Annotated in this window: 18 protein-coding genes and 1 pseudogene; 6 read left to right on the top strand and 13 right to left on the bottom strand. The window is 69.9% G+C overall.

The features are described 5' to 3' along the window. A pseudogene (locus tag AB0K28_RS50425) lies at positions 1 to 656 on the top strand (rhamnogalacturonan lyase); the annotation flags it as partial. 40 nt (positions 657 to 696) lie between these two features. Here AB0K28_RS50425 and AB0K28_RS50420 read toward each other — a convergent pair. Then, positions 697 to 1,137 (bottom strand): hypothetical protein, encoded by a 441-nt coding sequence (locus tag AB0K28_RS50420; protein WP_364385480.1) that lies wholly within the window; start codon positions 1,135 to 1,137, stop codon positions 697 to 699. A 133-nt stretch (positions 1,138 to 1,270) separates the two neighbouring features. Between AB0K28_RS50420 and AB0K28_RS50415 the strand changes: the two genes are divergently transcribed. Continuing rightward, positions 1,271 to 1,501: a hypothetical protein gene (locus tag AB0K28_RS50415; RefSeq protein ID WP_364385477.1), complete on the top strand. Its 231-nt coding sequence runs from the start codon at positions 1,271 to 1,273 to the stop codon at positions 1,499 to 1,501. A gap of 25 nt (positions 1,502 to 1,526) precedes the next feature. On the opposite strand, the gene AB0K28_RS50410 is transcribed toward AB0K28_RS50415, so the two are convergent. From AB0K28_RS50410 to AB0K28_RS50375, 8 genes are all read right to left on the bottom strand, one after another. Next, positions 1,527 to 2,069: an RNA 2'-phosphotransferase gene (locus AB0K28_RS50410; protein ID WP_364385474.1), complete on the bottom strand. Its 543-nt coding sequence runs from the start codon at positions 2,067 to 2,069 to the stop codon at positions 1,527 to 1,529. 169 nt (positions 2,070 to 2,238) lie between these two features. Further along, on the bottom strand, positions 2,239 to 2,607 hold the full coding sequence (locus AB0K28_RS50405) for a nuclear transport factor 2 family protein (RefSeq protein WP_345390428.1): 369 nt from the start codon (positions 2,605 to 2,607) through the stop codon (positions 2,239 to 2,241). Positions 2,608 to 2,664: 57 nt separating this feature from the next. After that, a complete protein-coding gene (locus tag AB0K28_RS50400) occupies positions 2,665 to 2,994 on the bottom strand; it encodes a DoxX family protein (RefSeq protein ID WP_364385471.1) in 330 nt (109 codons plus the stop codon). A 109-nt stretch (positions 2,995 to 3,103) separates the two neighbouring features. Next, positions 3,104 to 3,979 (bottom strand): sigma-70 family RNA polymerase sigma factor, encoded by an 876-nt coding sequence (locus tag AB0K28_RS50395; RefSeq protein WP_364385468.1) that lies wholly within the window; start codon positions 3,977 to 3,979, stop codon positions 3,104 to 3,106. A gap of 133 nt (positions 3,980 to 4,112) precedes the next feature. Then, positions 4,113 to 4,589: a hypothetical protein gene (locus AB0K28_RS50390; protein WP_364385465.1), complete on the bottom strand. Its 477-nt coding sequence runs from the start codon at positions 4,587 to 4,589 to the stop codon at positions 4,113 to 4,115. Positions 4,590 to 4,594: 5 nt separating this feature from the next. Then, entirely contained in the window at positions 4,595 to 5,611 is a 1,017-nt protein-coding gene (locus AB0K28_RS50385; RefSeq protein WP_364385462.1) for a class I SAM-dependent methyltransferase, read from the bottom strand. Between the two features lie 74 nt (positions 5,612 to 5,685). Further along, a complete protein-coding gene (locus AB0K28_RS50380; protein ID WP_345390446.1) occupies positions 5,686 to 6,291 on the bottom strand; it encodes a LysE family translocator in 606 nt (201 codons plus the stop codon). Continuing rightward, entirely contained in the window at positions 6,288 to 7,025 is a 738-nt protein-coding gene (locus AB0K28_RS50375; RefSeq protein WP_364385459.1) for a metallophosphoesterase, read from the bottom strand. The genes AB0K28_RS50380 and AB0K28_RS50375 overlap by 4 nt, the downstream gene beginning before the upstream one ends. A gap of 60 nt (positions 7,026 to 7,085) precedes the next feature. On the opposite strand from AB0K28_RS50375, the gene AB0K28_RS50370 reads away from it, so the two are divergent. Continuing rightward, complete coding sequence (locus AB0K28_RS50370) at positions 7,086 to 7,703, top strand: CGNR zinc finger domain-containing protein (protein WP_345390452.1); 618 nt, start codon at positions 7,086 to 7,088, stop codon at positions 7,701 to 7,703. A 217-nt stretch (positions 7,704 to 7,920) separates the two neighbouring features. On the opposite strand, the gene AB0K28_RS50365 is transcribed toward AB0K28_RS50370, so the two are convergent. Further along, a complete protein-coding gene (locus tag AB0K28_RS50365; RefSeq protein WP_364385456.1) occupies positions 7,921 to 8,667 on the bottom strand; it encodes a trypsin-like peptidase domain-containing protein in 747 nt (248 codons plus the stop codon). 147 nt (positions 8,668 to 8,814) lie between these two features. Here AB0K28_RS50365 and AB0K28_RS50360 point away from each other — a divergent pair, with 147 nt between their 5' ends. Further along, positions 8,815 to 9,312 carry a SigE family RNA polymerase sigma factor gene (locus AB0K28_RS50360; RefSeq protein ID WP_364385453.1) on the top strand — a complete coding sequence of 166 codons (498 nt, stop codon included), beginning with the start codon at positions 8,815 to 8,817 and terminating at the stop codon, positions 9,310 to 9,312. A 4-nt stretch (positions 9,313 to 9,316) separates the two neighbouring features. Beyond that, a complete protein-coding gene (locus tag AB0K28_RS50355; RefSeq protein WP_364385450.1) occupies positions 9,317 to 10,306 on the top strand; it encodes a hypothetical protein in 990 nt (329 codons plus the stop codon). A 61-nt stretch (positions 10,307 to 10,367) separates the two neighbouring features. On the opposite strand, the gene AB0K28_RS50350 is transcribed toward AB0K28_RS50355, so the two are convergent. The 3 genes from AB0K28_RS50350 to AB0K28_RS50340 all read right to left on the bottom strand — a co-directional run bounded on the left by AB0K28_RS50350 (position 10,368) and on the right by AB0K28_RS50340 (position 12,294). Next, a complete protein-coding gene (locus AB0K28_RS50350) occupies positions 10,368 to 10,844 on the bottom strand; it encodes an SRPBCC family protein (RefSeq protein WP_364385447.1) in 477 nt (158 codons plus the stop codon). Positions 10,845 to 10,924: 80 nt separating this feature from the next. Next, positions 10,925 to 11,947, bottom strand: a complete 1,023-nt coding sequence (locus tag AB0K28_RS50345) for a hypothetical protein (protein ID WP_364385444.1) — start codon at positions 11,945 to 11,947, stop codon at positions 10,925 to 10,927. Next, positions 11,944 to 12,294, bottom strand: coding sequence for a PadR family transcriptional regulator (locus AB0K28_RS50340; protein WP_345390470.1), 351 nt, complete (start codon positions 12,292 to 12,294; stop codon positions 11,944 to 11,946). Before AB0K28_RS50340 ends, AB0K28_RS50345 begins: the two co-directional genes overlap by 4 nt. Before the next feature lie 333 nt (positions 12,295 to 12,627). On the opposite strand from AB0K28_RS50340, the gene AB0K28_RS50335 reads away from it, so the two are divergent. Continuing rightward, positions 12,628 to 14,064: an MFS transporter gene (locus AB0K28_RS50335; protein ID WP_364385441.1), complete on the top strand. Its 1,437-nt coding sequence runs from the start codon at positions 12,628 to 12,630 to the stop codon at positions 14,062 to 14,064. Positions 14,065 to 14,420 lie beyond the last annotated feature (356 nt).

The raw sequence follows: 14,420 nt of genomic DNA, 5'->3' as shown, positions 1-14,420 counted from the left end.
ACGCCCAGCACCTCGGCGACTTCGACCCCGCCAGGTCCGGCCTCGAATACTTCAAGGTCAGCGAGTCCACCTCCCAGCCCGGCTCCCTCTACATCGACCCCCGCAACGGCGGGATCCTCTGGTCCTCTCCATCCGGTTCTGACAACGGCCGCGGCGTCGCGGGCGACATCTCCACGGTCAGGATCGCGAGCGAGTTCTGGTCGGCCGCCGACGCGAACCTGCGCAGCGTCACCGGCAACAACGCCGGCCGCAAGCCGTCCTCGATCAACTTCCTCGTCTGGTGGGACGCCGACCCCGTCAGGGAGCTGCTCGACCAGACCCGCATCGACAAATACGGCACCGACGGCGACACCCGCCTCCTGACCGCCTCAGGCGTCCACTCCAACAACGGCACCAAGGCCACCCCGTCCCTGTCGGCCGACCTGTTCGGCGACTGGCGCGAGGAGGTCATCTGGCCCACCAGCGACAACCGCGCCCTGCGCATCTACTCCACCCCCACGCCCACGGACCGGCGCATCTACACGCTGATGCACGACCCGCTCTACCGCGTCTCGGTGGCCTGGCAGAACACCGCGTACAACCAGCCGCCGCACACGAGCTTCTTCCTCGGCGACCGCATGCCCACGGCCCCCCGCCCCGACATCTACGTCCGCTGACCCCGAGGGGTGGCACCGGCCAGGCCCGGTGCCACCTCCCTCACGCCAGGAGCAGCATGACGGCCCAGATGGTGAGGGAGGACAGGCCGGTCGCCACCCACAGGCGGAAGCGGCCGGGGGCGGAGGCCCAGGCGGCGACCGTGTACGCGATGACGCCGCTGAGCGCGTACACCTCGAAGGAGAAGCGCCCGAGCGCCCACAGCGCCATCAGCAGCAACAGGCCGAGCACGGCGGTCGGCCAGGCCGGGCGGAAACCCAGGAGGTGCAGCAGCGGCCAGGCGAGCAGGGTCATGGCCCAGCGGCCTGTCCGCAACGACTCCACGAGCAGCCCCAGACAGCCAAAGTATTCGCCGCAGTACCGGGAGTCGGGGAAGAGGCGGGCTATCAGCACCGCGACCACCGCGAGCAGGGCCGTCAGGGTGAATCCGGCCAGAGCGCCGAGCAGGAGGCGTCGGCCCTCGGTCATGGATAAGCCGTCCATTTCCGCATGGTGACATGTCGTGATGTGCGGCGACCACGACGGAGATCAGCTTGATGCGAAGCCGTCACCCAGCTCGTCCCGCGTCAAGGAACCCACCCAGGCGTCGACCCGCCTCCCCCGGTGGAAGAGCCGCTTGCGCAGCGTCCCCTCCACCACGAACCCGGCCTTCTCGGCCACCCGCCGCGACGGCGAGACCGTCGCCTGGGACACCCACCTGGGCGACGGCAGCGTCTCGGAGGACGACTCCGTCGAGGAGATCCTCAGGGCATACCTCTACCAGGGCGCGGCCGTGGCCTACCGCTACGCGGGAGCGGGCCTGCTGCCGTCCGACGCCCGCTCGCTGACCGAGGAGGCCGGCACGTAGGTGACGCTCTCCGACGAGGAACCGCTCAGGAGGGAAACCTGAGATGGGACGGCGGCACGTGGTCCACCAGCCACACCCCGTTGACGCTGCGCATGAAGGTGTGCCCGTCGGCGTGCATCGCTCCCGACGCCACCACCAGCACCACCGGCACTCCTCGCCGCGCCCCCACCCGCGTCGCCGTCTCCCGGTCGGGCGACAGATGCACGTGGTGCCGGCTCATCGGCCGCAGGCCCTCCCGCCTGATCGCCGCCACGAACCGGCCGATGGTGCCGTGGTAGAGCGCCTCGGGCGGCTCCACGGCGGGCAACCCGAGCTCCACCGGCACCGAGTGGCCCTGGCTGGCCCTGATCCTGTCGCCTTCGATCGTGTAGCGGCGCTTGTCGTTGGCCGCGACGACCTCCCGCAGCTCCTCTGGCGTGATCGGGAAGCCGTGCGCGGCGGCGGCCCGCAGCAGCTCCCCGACGTGGGCCCAGCCGCCCTCGTCGAGGGTGAGCCCGATGCGGCCGGGGTCGTGGCGCAGGTGCCGGGCCAGATACTTGGAAACGCGGATCAGCCGCCGTTCGTCCATCAACGGCCATGCTGCCCGCTCCCAAGCGCCGTCCGCCAGCCGATTTCTTCGCTGTGAACGGTCGCAGGGGACGGAGGACGGTTTCACCTGGCCCCGCACCTCGCCGCCACCTTCGGCGTCACCCCCTTCACGCTGACGGGTGACATGGAGGTGCGGGGCGCCGGTGTGCTCAGCGGTGTTCGTTCTCCTTGAGCTCGATGACCCAGGCGCGGCGCTCGGCGATCTTCCCGTCCCGCAGGACGAACACCTCCGCCATCGACATCCGCATCTCATCGCCGTCCGCACGCCGTACCCACCCGGTGAGCTCCGCCATGACCACGTCGCCCTGCTCGACCATCCGCACGACCTCCAGGTGCGGCGGGTTGACGAACTCGGGTGGGCCGTCGATGGCCTGGTCGTAGGCGTCCTTGCCGGTCAGGTGGAAGGCGCCGAAGACGGTCCACTCGATGTCGTCGGTCAGGCAGGACAGGATCTGCTCGTGGTCGTTCTTACGGAAACCGTCCAGGTAGGTGTTGACGGTCTCGATGTTGCGTGACATGTCTGCTCCTTTCGCCGTAGGCGAGTCGGAGCGGCCGGAGCGTTCTCGACATCCTCCTCAGATCATGAGGGTGACGGCCACGGGGACGAGGTACAGGATCGGGAAGACGACGGTCTTGTACGACCGGGCGCGCAGCACGGTGACGACGGCGCCGAGGAAGTACACCACCAGCCCGATCCCGGCCAGCACGCCGATCACCGGCACGGCCAGACCGGCCAGCAGCCCCGCCGCCCCCGCGGCCTTGGCCGCGCCCAGCCAGGGCCACCACGAGGCGGGCACCCCGTACGTCCGCAGCGGTTCGACGACCCACGCGGCGCGGGTGAGGATCGCGTACGCGGAGAAACCCACCCAGGCGGCGGCCAGAACGGTGACGATGATGGGAAGCATCGGATGCTCCTTGCTCTCGAATGACGCCGGGCCGGTAGCGCCCGTCACCGCCCTGACCCGCCGCCGGACGGCGATGTGACCGGCGGCGGGAGTGACGTACGTCACCTCGTCAGCCGGGCACCGCCACGTCGAGCAGGCCGAGCCGCTCGGGCTCGGCGACGACGTCGATGGCGGTGATGAGCCCGTCGTCGACGGTGAAGGTGAGCGCCACCCGCAGCCTGCCCTGCGCCGCCATGACCAGGCCGACCGCGCCGTCGAGCAGCGCGGGACCGGTGAATCTGGCCCGCTGCATGGCGGCCATCGCGCCCTTGGCGACGGCCTCGGCCCCCTGGACGGTGACGGGCGCGGCGGTGAGCATGACGGCCGCGTCCGCCCGCAGGGTGACCTCGGGATGCAGCAACGTGATCAGCGCCCGGAAGTCCTGCCCGCGCGTCGCCGACAGGAAAGCCTCGACGATCTCCCGCGTCCGGCCCGGCTCACGGTGCGGCGCGGGCGCCCCCTTGACCCGGCGACGCGCCCGGCTGGCCAGCTGCCGGGTCGCCTCGGGTGAGCGTTCCAGCAAGGGGGCGATCTCCTCGAACGGCACCGCGAACAGATCGTGCAGCACGAACGCCACCCGCTCGGCCGGGCTCAGCCTGTCGAGCACCACCAGCAGCGCCACCCCCACCGAGTCGGCCATCTCCACCTCGGCCTCGGGGTTTCCCGCCGCCGGGCCGAGCAGCGGGTCGGCAGCCTGCGTGTCCAGCGGCTCCTCCTGGCGGTGGGCACGGGAGCGCAACATGTTCAGGCACACCCGGGCCACGATGGTGGTCAGCCAGCCGGCGAGGTTCCGCACCTCCGCGGTGTGGGCGCGATCGGCCCGCAGCCACGCCTCCTGCAACGCGTCGTCGGCCTCGCTGAGCGAGCCCAGCATCCGGTACGCCACCGCGCGAAGGTGCCCCCGATGCTCGGCGAACCGCTCCGCCAGCCACTGCTGTCCGTCCATGTTTCCTCCGTCAGGCGAGGTGAGCACGCTCATCCTCGCAAGCCCCGGAGGTGAGGCTATGTGCCGGTGGCGCCGTTGTGGCGGGCGTACTCACCGTTCATGTGCACGTACGCCCGCCGCAGGCACATCGGACTCACGGCACGACACTCAGGAACGCCATCTCATCCAGGGGCAGCCCCCGATCATTGACCTGCACTCCGCTGCTCTTGAGCGACTCGACCGAGACGATGACGTACGGCCACGCGGCCGACTCCAGCCAGATCTCAGACCGCTCGCGATCCGACACCCGCCAGCCCAGCAGCTCCAGCCGGCGCTCGATCGCGGCGACCACGCCTTCCTTCGCACTCCCTTCGAGGTGGAGTACGAATTCGGTCACCTCGACGTAGTTGTTCTCCCACTGGTGCATGACGAGAGTCTCTTCATGAACGACCCGGCCGACGCCCCGCACCTCGGTGAGCGCGGCCGCCTCCACCCGCGCCACGCGAGGGCTGAACTGTAAGTGCAGCGCAGCCACCGCCAGGAGCACGACGGCCGAGAAAGCCACGGGCAGCACCACGACCTTCTGGAAGCTCAGCCGCTTCTTCTCCTGCGGCGCCCTGGCCCGGCCCATGGGCCCTAGTCAAGCGCGCGCCGGCCCAGGACGAGGCGGCCAATGGGCGTCGTCGTCACCTCGACGTCCTCGAAGCCGCCGTCCCGCAACTCCGCGGCCAGTTCCTCCGCCGTACGGACGGGTGGGACGCCCCGGGAGTCGGCGACGAGCGCGTCCAGGGCGGAGTGCAGGCGGGCCTCCGGAGCGTCCTGTGCCGGCGGCGTCAGCTCCTGCACCAGGAGCAGGCCGCCAGGGACCAGCGCGCGCCGCGCGGCTTCGAGGGTGACCGCGCGGGCGTCGTCCGGGAAGAACGCCTGTGCCCAGTACGCGACCTCGTACGCCGCCTCGTCGTCGATCTCCTGGGCGTCGGCGCACCGGATCTCCAGGCGGGACGTCACGCCGGCCGCCTCGGCCCGCTCCCGCAGCTCCTTGACCACGTCCTCGGCTCGCTCGACCCCGACCGCCCGCAACTCAGGGAACATCGTCAGCGTCGTCAGCAGCGCTCCCCCGATGCCGCTGCCGATGTCGAGCAGCGGACCGCCCGCGGCCAGCCGGTCGCGGTACGCGGGCACCGCGTCGTACGCCATCGAGAAGATCGCCCGCGTGGCGGCGGCCGGCAGCATGCCCCAGTTACGGGCTACGACCAGCGCGTCCTGCTCCCAGGTCCGCCGCACGTCCGGCGAGAGCGCCGAACGCACCCGGTCGCGAGCCGCCGTGACCATGTCGATCGCGTCGTCCAGCCGCACGCCGGCGGGAGCCCCGTTCAGCGCCGCGAACTCCTCGGTGAGGACGTAAGCAGGCCCCTCCCCATCACGTACGACCCCCGCGGCCACGAACACCTCGACCACCCGCCGCGCCCGCTCGGCGGACACCCCACCGGCCTCGGCCAGCGCCTCGACGGTCGTAGGCGTGGTCAGCAGGTCCAGCCACCCCGCCCCGGACGCGGCACGCAGCAGATCGACCACCAGCCCGCCGTCCGCCCACTGCAGCAGCCGCGCGCGGGCCCCCAAGGCGGCCTGTACGGTACCGAGCTCTTCGTTCATCCTGATCCCCCATGTCGGTGTTCAGGAGGCTAGCCAAGATGGCGGGCGCGGTCAAGACCGAACGTTCTACCCACCTAGGCCGTGGCCGCCCGAACGCCCAGCACGACGAGCACCACCGCCGTCACCTTGCCCATCACGCGCCTGAACCGGGCCCTACGCAGGAGGCCCGCCCCTCGATGCAGCAGCGCCGTCCACCCCAAGAGCCACACGATCATGAGCAGAGCATGGGCACTGGCCAGGGCGAAGATCTGCCCGCCGAAAGGACGCCCGGGCGCGAGGAACTGCGGCACCAGCGTCAGGTAGATGGAGGCCGCCTTGGGATTGAGCACGTTCGCGAGCAGGGCCTGGGTGTAGGCGGAACCGGTGCGCTCCGGCGGATCATCCGGCATGGGAGGCCGGGAACGCCAGGTCCACAGCCCGAGGCCGATGAGATAGGCGGCGCCGGCGAGCTTGACGACGGTGAACGCCTGGCTGGAGTGCATGACGAGCGCCGACAGCCCGGCGACCGCGAGGGCGGCGTGGGCGTACAGGCCGGTGATGGTGCCGAGGACGACGGGTACGGCCTGGCGGCGGCCGCCGGTGGTGACGTGCTGGATCAGCAGGGTCAGGCTGGCGCCCGGCGTGGCGATGATCGGCAGGATCGCCAGGAGGAACCCGGCGACCGCGTACGGATGGATCACGGCAGCACGACGCGGTAGTGCGTGGTGAGGCGGAGGTCGTCGTCCAGGATGTGGAACGCGAGCCCGGGCGGCTGCTCGCGGTCGGCGGGCCGATCACCCTCCCAGGGCAGGCGCAACGTCCAGGTGACGGCCGGCCCGACGATCAGCGGACGTCCCCCGAACGTGGACGCGGCCGCGGTGTGCGCATGACCGGTGAGCACGCCGACGACCTGCGGATGGGCGTCGAGCAGCGCGGCGAGGTCGCCGGGCGACTCCAGCCGGCCCGAGTCGGGCAACGGGTGATGCAGCTCGACGGGCGGCTGGTGGAAGGCGATCAGCGCGGGCGTGTCAGGGTCGAGGACGTCGTGCATCCAGGTGAGCGTCTCGGCGGCCAGCCGGCCCTCGTCGCGGCCGGGGATGGTGGCGTCGCACATCAGGATGGCGACGCCGCCGATGTGATGCACCTCATTGACGGGCTCGTCGGCGGGCGGCCGACCCAGCAGCGCCTTCCGGTACGCCGCCCGGACGTCGTGATTGCCGGGACACGTGAGCACGGGGAAGGGCGCGTCCAGGATGCGGGCGGCCTCCTCGTACTCGGCCTCCTCGCCATGGTCGGCGATGTCCCCGGTGACCAGCAGGGCGTCGACCAGGCGAGGCAGTGCCCGCAGATGGTCCATGACCTGGGTGGCGCGCCGGGTCGCCCTGTCGCTGCCGTCGAGGTGCAAGTCGCTGATCTGGGCCAGCAGCAGTCTCATCAGGCTCCTAACGGTTAAACTCAGCTTTAGCGTTAGGGACCATAAGCTACAAAGGACGGCATGAGCAACCGGGAGGTTCGAGTGGAGCGCTGGCCGGCTCTGGAACTGGCGAGCACGATCCGCCACGACGGCAACGGCGGCGTCGCCGACGACCTGGCGACCCTGGATGACGCGACCCACTGGCTCCACCAGCAGGTCGATCCCGCGGACATCACCGTGGACGAGCAGCTCAGAAGCGAACTCGTCGAGCTGCGCCGCGCCATACGAGCCCTGTTCGCGCACGCGGTCAGCCCCGCCCCTCCCAGCCGCGCCGACGCCAACCGCCTGATGCCCCTCGACCAGGCCATGACCCACCTCAACGCGGCAGCCGCCCGCGAGGCGATCGTCCCGCAACTGACCTGGCCGGAGGGCGGCACACCGCGTACGGACGTGCTGTCGACCGAGCCCGACGGGAACGTCCGCCTGATCGCCACCCTGGCCCGAGCCGCCATCGACTTCCTGAGCGGCCCGCACCGCGAGCAGTTGCGCGCCTGCAACGCACCCCGCTGCGTCCGCTACTTCGTCAAAACCCACGGCCGCCAGGAATGGTGCAAACCATCCTGCGCCAACCGCGCCCGCGCCGCCCGCCACTACCAACGCCACAACACCACAGCCACCGGAGAACGCGGCCGTTCCTGACGTACACCAAAAAATCAGTTCAAGTCACCTGCAGGCGAGCAGAGAACGAGAAGCACTCCAAAGCCGGCAGCACCCCGGCCATCGCGGCGGCCGTCAACATCCTCATCAGGTTCCTCTTTTCCACGGGGAACCCAAAAGGTAGAAGTCCGTGCAGGCAGCACACAGGACACGATCGTCTGGCCTTCCCCCTGAGTTTCGTCAGGTGGACCCTCGTTCGTCACGGACCTGCGTCGCACTTGCGTGTCGACACATGCTTCGTGGCTTTGGCCGCGCGCTTGGCGATGGGCAGGATCTCCTCGGCGGCCAGCGCGTACCCGCGCTTCGGATCCTGCTTGGTCGCGGCGACGACCATCCCCGCGACCGTGCCGCCTTCGACGAGCAGCGGGGCGCCGCTGATACCCGGGCGCACGTCGAAGGCGAGTTCGAGCACCGTCCTGGTGACCTGACGTCTCTTGTAGATGTCCGGCCCTTCCGCCTCGAACCGATCGAGGATCTCGACCGGCTGCGCGACGACGCCTTTCGCCCTCTTCGGATAACCGAGCAAGCGCGCACCGCCGAGCGACCCTCCGGGCACGTCCAGCCAGAGTGCAGGGGCAGGCAGATCAGGTACGTACAGGACCGCGACGTCGACATCAGGATCGAACGCCACGACACGCCCTTTATAGACCTCACCGTCAGCAGCCGTGACGCGGACGGACACCGGGCGGACACCGGCCACCACATGCGCCGGGGTCACCACCCGCTGGGGGGCGTACACGAAACCCGTCCCCTCGATCTTTTTGACACACGACGGCGCCACTCCCGCCAGATGAACCACGCTCTGCTCCCCGACAGCGTCCCCCGGCGCGCCCGCCACCTCACTGGCAGCAGCCGTGGAACGGACGGGCACCGGCGCGGGAGGCGCGGTGGTGGCCGAGCATCCGGCCAGAACGAGAACGACAGATAACCAGCCCCAGCGCAGCACGCCTCGCCACTTCCTCTCATGGGGTCCACCGAGACAGCGTGGATCTTGCAGGATCCTCCCAGAGACGACCGCTTCCTGAGCCTGAGCAACCTTCCGCTCCTCCGGCGGCGTATGGACGGGTGACTGTCGCTCGAGGAAGGACCGTACATGGCGGATGGATCGGAGTACGACGCGTTCGTCGAGGCGTCGTGGCACCGGCTGCTCCGCACCGCCTACCTGCTCGCCCGTGACTGGGGAGCGGCCGAGGACCTGGTGCAGACGGCGCTGCTGAAGGCGTGGCAGGCCTGGCCGCGCCTGGGCGACGAGCGTGAGGCGTACGTCCGCAAGATCATGGTGAACCTGCACGTCTCCTGGTGGCGGCGGCGCTGGAGAAGGGCCGAGATGACCAGCGAGTCGCCGCCCGACCAGGCGCAGGCGGCCGACCACATGGGACAGGCCGACGATCGCGAGCTGGTCTGGCAGGCGCTCGGCCGCCTGCCCGCCCGGCAGCGGGCCGTCATCGTGCTGCGGTTCTTCGAGGACCTGAGCGAGGCCCAGACCGCTGAGACGCTCGGCTGCAGCGTCGGAACGGTCAAGAGCCAGGCGAGCAGGGCGCTGGCCAAGCTTCGGGTGGACAAGTCGTTCACGTACGACAGGAGGGGGTAGCGCCATGCCCATCGACCAGCGAGAACTCCGCGACCTGCTCGACGAACGCAGCAGCCCCGCCCTCGACCGCCCGATCCCCTGGCACTCACTGCGCGCCAGGGCGCGCGGCGCGCGGCGGCGCCGGCTCGCGACCGTCGCCGCCGCTGTCAGTTTCGCCGTCGCGGTCGTCGCCGGCGGTACGGTCGTCAGCCTGCGGGGGCCCGATCAGCCGACCACTGCGAACATGACCGAAAAGCTTCCCAGCCGGTACGAGGAGTCGGACGGCACCGTCTACCGCAGGCTCGCCACCGCAACCTTCGACCCAGCGCGCCAGGCATCGGTGCTCTTCGAGGTGGAGGTGAGCGGCAAACCGGTGGCCATCCTGCCTGACTGCCCATCTCCCAAAGCGGCACCACCGCAGGTCATCGCAAGCGTGCCCGGCCTGGACAAGACCTTCACGCTGTCCCCGGCGCCCTTCCTGATGAACGCGTGCGAGCGCGGCAAAGCGGTCGACATGCAGCCCTTCCCCGCCGGGACGCGAACGGTGATATTCACCGTCAAAGGCTCCCCCGGGCGCACGGCTCCGGGGACATGGCGGTTCGGCGTGTACGAGTGGACGCCACCGTCCACGATGAAGACCGCCTCGCCTCCGGCTGAGCCGCCCGCGAAACTCGGGAAGGAGCTCAACCTGGCCGCCAAGGCCACCACAACCTGGCCCGACAGCCGCGAGGTGACGGTCACCGTGCCGAACAGAGGCCTCGGCCTTGCCGTCGCCACCTCCTGCGGAGACGGTCTCGGCGACCGGCTCAGCCGGAAGGTGTGGGTGAACGGACGCCTGATCAAGGGCGGCATCGACTGCTCCTCCTCGCCGGGCGGGGGTGGGTTCCTCTACCTGGGCAAACGGCTGCTCAGCGGGAAGACGACCACGATCAGGGTCCGGCTGGAGACGTCCATCCCCGAGTACCTGCGACGCCCCGGAACCCTGACGGTGGCCGTCTATGCCGGCGACATGTGACGAGGCATGATCGCGATCTCAGCCTTGGAGGTCCGCCACCGTACCCGCAGGAAGCAGGCGATCACTGCATGGTGGTCTCGGTCGTCCGCCTGAGGTGCTCGTTACGCAGCAGGATCAGCTTGGTCATGTAACGGCGCAGGACGAGAGCCTCAGCGAGCGTGCCCAAGGGGCCGGCGGGCGCGGCGAAGTCAACGATGTCCTTCATGAGGGTCGCTTCGACGCCACTGTCGGCTTCGTGCGTCGATTCGAAGGTGTGCTCGTGGCGCCAATGCCGAAAGGGGCCGCGTACCTGTTCGTCGACGAAGTACGAGGGCCGGACATAGGCGCTGATCGTCGAGGTCAGGTGCCAGATGAGGCCGAAGTGCCGCGCTCGCCACGTGACCTGATCGCCCAGGGACAGCCGTCCGGAGGTGACCCCTGCGACTGCTTGCTCGCGCGAGTCGCGCATGGAAGAGGCGTGCAGCTCGACTGACAAGGACGCATCGAAGACGACCGGCAGCGGCGCGAGAACCAGAGTGGCCACCTCGAAACGAGACATGCGCGGATCCTAACCGCCGCCCGGCCGGTGGCCCGCGAAGGGCCACCGTCGCCTATACGGGAGAGAGCGAGTTCGGGACGCTAGCTGCCGTCTCGAAGGGGAACAGCCGGATGATGGGGCAGGACACGCAGTCCCGCAACGAGCAGCGCCAGACACAGCGTCGACAACGCCGCAGACTGAACGATCGCAGTGATGGCAAGCGACTGCACGGGCCTTTCGACACCGATCAGAAAGACCGGTGACCGCTCAACGGCCATCGACGCCGCGACGATGGCGAGACCCAATCGCCAGGCCGGCGTGGTGTCGCGCACCAGGCACAGCAGGCCTGCCATCAGGAGCACCGTCACGGTCACGCCCTGCGGATCGATCCACATGGCAACCCACGCTGTCGGGTGACCAGGCGTGGCATTTGTGCCCGTGAGGTTGGCGAAGGCGAGCGCGATGGCGATGTACGCCGCGGTCAGCCCCAGCGGCAGTGCGGTCATCGGCAGGGAGCGCCGCACCGGCGCGTCCACGTGGTAGCCGGTCAGCAGAGCCAGGACGGGCACCATGGCGCCCAGGACGTGAGGTGCGGAGTCGATGACCGATCGAGGCCAGGTGAGGGCAGCGATCCCGACCATGACCAGCACGTGCACCAGGCCCAGCACGGCCAGGAGCTTGGCTGCCCGCACCTTGCCGAGCGCGAGCGCGGCGAAGGCGGCGACCTGGGCCAGACCCCCCGCTGTCGTCAGGAGCTGCGGCACCTGCCGGCCAGGGGTGACGACCAGCGATCGTCCCGGCAGGTAGCCCAGGGCGTGTAGCGAGAAGAGCACGTCGATCCAGCCGATCACAGCCTGGTAGCCCAACCCGAGCAGGGCCACCAGCCTGACTGCGTCACCGACGGCGCGGTGGCGGGGTGCGGCGCCGAGACCGCCGAGCCTGCTCCTGACCGCCAGCGCGGCGATGGAGACGGTCTCTCGCCAGCTCGGCCGCGCGTTGTCCTCGTCGCGATCTTGCCCGGCGCCTTGAAGGAATGCCTCGACCATTTCCTCCTCACGCTCGGCCCGGTAGGAGGCGGGCAGCATCTTGAGGATGAGGCGGTAGCGCTGCTCCAGCAGGCTCACGCCGAACCTCCAGCGATCGATGGCCGGCTGGTGAGGCTGCTCCGGCGGGCACCGAGTCGCTCGACGGCGATCTGGAGGGTGCTGTTCAGCCTGGCGAGCTCCGCCGCAAGGGCCTCCTCCCCCGCGTCGGTGATGCGGTAGTAGCGGCGCAGACGTCCCGAGTGCGCCTCTTCGTGGTCGAGTTCCACCAGGCCGTCGGCGGTCAACCGGTCGAGAACGCCGTACAAGGAACCGATCTTGAGCTGCACCGTCCCCGCAGACAGCCGGTCCACTTCCTGCACGATCCCGTAGCCGTGCCGCGGCTCATCGAGGAGTGCCGTCAAGGCCAAGAACATCGGCTCCGTCATAGTCATTTCACCACTATAACCTGTGCCACAAGATATAGGCGCATCCATGTTGCCCTCCCTGGCAAGGCATCGTGAACGGTTCTCAGGAGCGCCCAGCCGATGACGAGCGAGGTCCAGGGTTGGATCACCGGTTGAGGCTTGCCCGTTCGCCGTCCTGGCCGGGAGCGGTGAACGGCGCGAAGGTTTCCGGCGACGGTTCAACGACATCGTGGAACGCATGAGTGCTGACCACGACGAACGGTTCGGCGGCCCGTCATCCGTCCAGCCGCCAGGAGACGAGCGCAACTCCCTCGCGATCTGTGGAGGAGCGCGGAGCGTCCTGGAGGAAAGCCGGTGAACGCCCTTCCGCCCGCCACCCCACCCTCCACGCCGCCCTCCACCCCGCCCGCCTGGCGGGAGCTATTGGGCCGCGAGCATCTCGGCTCGGCAATCGTGCTGGCCGGCGGGGTGCTGGTCGGCGCGATCAACATCTACCTGGCCGCGAGCCTGCTGCCGACCGCGGTGGCCGAGCTCGGCGGAGCGAGCTTCTACGCCTGGAACATGACCGTCTACATCGTCGCCATGGTGGTCACGACGATGCTCACCGGCCGGTTCCTGACCCGGTGGGGCAACGTCGGCGCCTACCTCGCCGGCTTCGCCACCTTCGCCGCGGGCTCGCTGGCCTGCGCGCTGAGCCCGGCGATGACGGTGCTCCTGCTTTCGCGGGGAGTTCAGGGGCTCGGCGCGGGATTGCTGTCCGGGCTCGGATTCGCCGTCATCCGGTCGGCGCTGCCCTCCCGGCTCTGGACCCGCGGCGCCGCACTGATGTCGGCGATGTACGGCGTCGGCAACTTCACCGGCCCGGCACTCGGCGGCCTGTTCGCCCAGTTCGGCTCGTGGCGGCCGGCGTTCGCGACGATGGCGCTCATCGGGGTCGGATGCTGTTTGCTCGTGCTCCGTGTCCTGCCGCGCAGCCGGCGCAGCGGGGCGCGGGTGCCGATCCCGGCAGGGTCCCTGCTGCTGATCACGGCCGGCGCCGGAGCCGTGAGCGTGGCCGGGGTCGTGGCCGGCACGCTGCAGAAGGGCGCCGCCATCGCGCTCGCGTTCCTGCTGCTGGCCGGGTTCGTCGCGCATGAGCGGCGCAGTGAGCAGCGGGTCTTCCCGCGTACGACCTACCGGCGCGGCTCGCCGTTGAAGTGGATCTACCTGACGCTGGCGCTGCTGGCCTTCGGCGTCGCGGTGGAGTCGTTCCTGCCGCTGTTCGGCCAGCGGCTGGCCGGACTGCCACCGCTCGTGGCGGGGTTCTTCGCCGCAGCCATCTCACTCGGCTGGTCGGTGACCCAGATCTGCAGCTCGTCGGTGACCGAGCAACGCACGGTGCGCCGGCTGCGCGTGCTCGGGCCACTGCTGCTCGCCGCCTGCCTCCTCCTTCAAGGGCTGCTCCAGCGTACGGACACACCGGTCTGGCTGGTGGTCGTCTGGGTGCCGGTGCTGTTCGCCGCCGGGGCCGGGATCGGCCTCGCCTATCCGCACCTGTCCGTGGGGGCGATGTCCAGCACCCAGGATCCGGAGGAAGGCGGGCGGGCCGCGGCGGGCATCGCCACCGTGACGAGCCTGGCGATCGCGTTCGGCACGGCCGTGGCCGGGACGCTGATGAACCTCGGCGGGGACTCGATGCTCGACGCGGCACGGTACATGCTGTTCGGGCTCGGACTCACCTGTGCGATCGGCGCCCTCACCGCCCATGCCGCCAACCGCACGAGCCGGACGCAGCCGGACGCGGCCGGCTGATCAGGCTCCGCGCAGCCGAGCCTCGTGACCGAAATCCTCCGAAACGACGAGATCCCGCCCGATCGCGATGATCGGACGGGATCCCGTCAACTTCAGTCCGCCCGTCTCAAGAACGGCCCGAACAGGGCATACGCGGACTACGTGCTGGACGAACCCCTGGATATTTGTCCGCGACGTCGCTCAATCCCACATGGCGCACATGAAAGACGGCCATCCGGAAACCACCCCGCACTGACTTCCGAAGATGTCAGTGGCGGTGACGCGAGCTCGCGACCTCAATGCGGGGGCCCGGCTTTCCCGGGGCTGTGCCCCGGAGCCTTGCCGGCCGGAGCGGCGATCGGGCAGGACCGCCGCCC

This window comes from Nonomuraea sp. NPDC049504 (assembly GCF_040676845.1).
GTDB classification, from domain to species: domain Bacteria; phylum Actinomycetota; class Actinomycetes; order Streptosporangiales; family Streptosporangiaceae; genus Nonomuraea; species Nonomuraea salmonea.
Note: the sequence above shows the minus strand (reverse complement) of the source record. Positions and strands in the feature narration are given on the sequence as shown.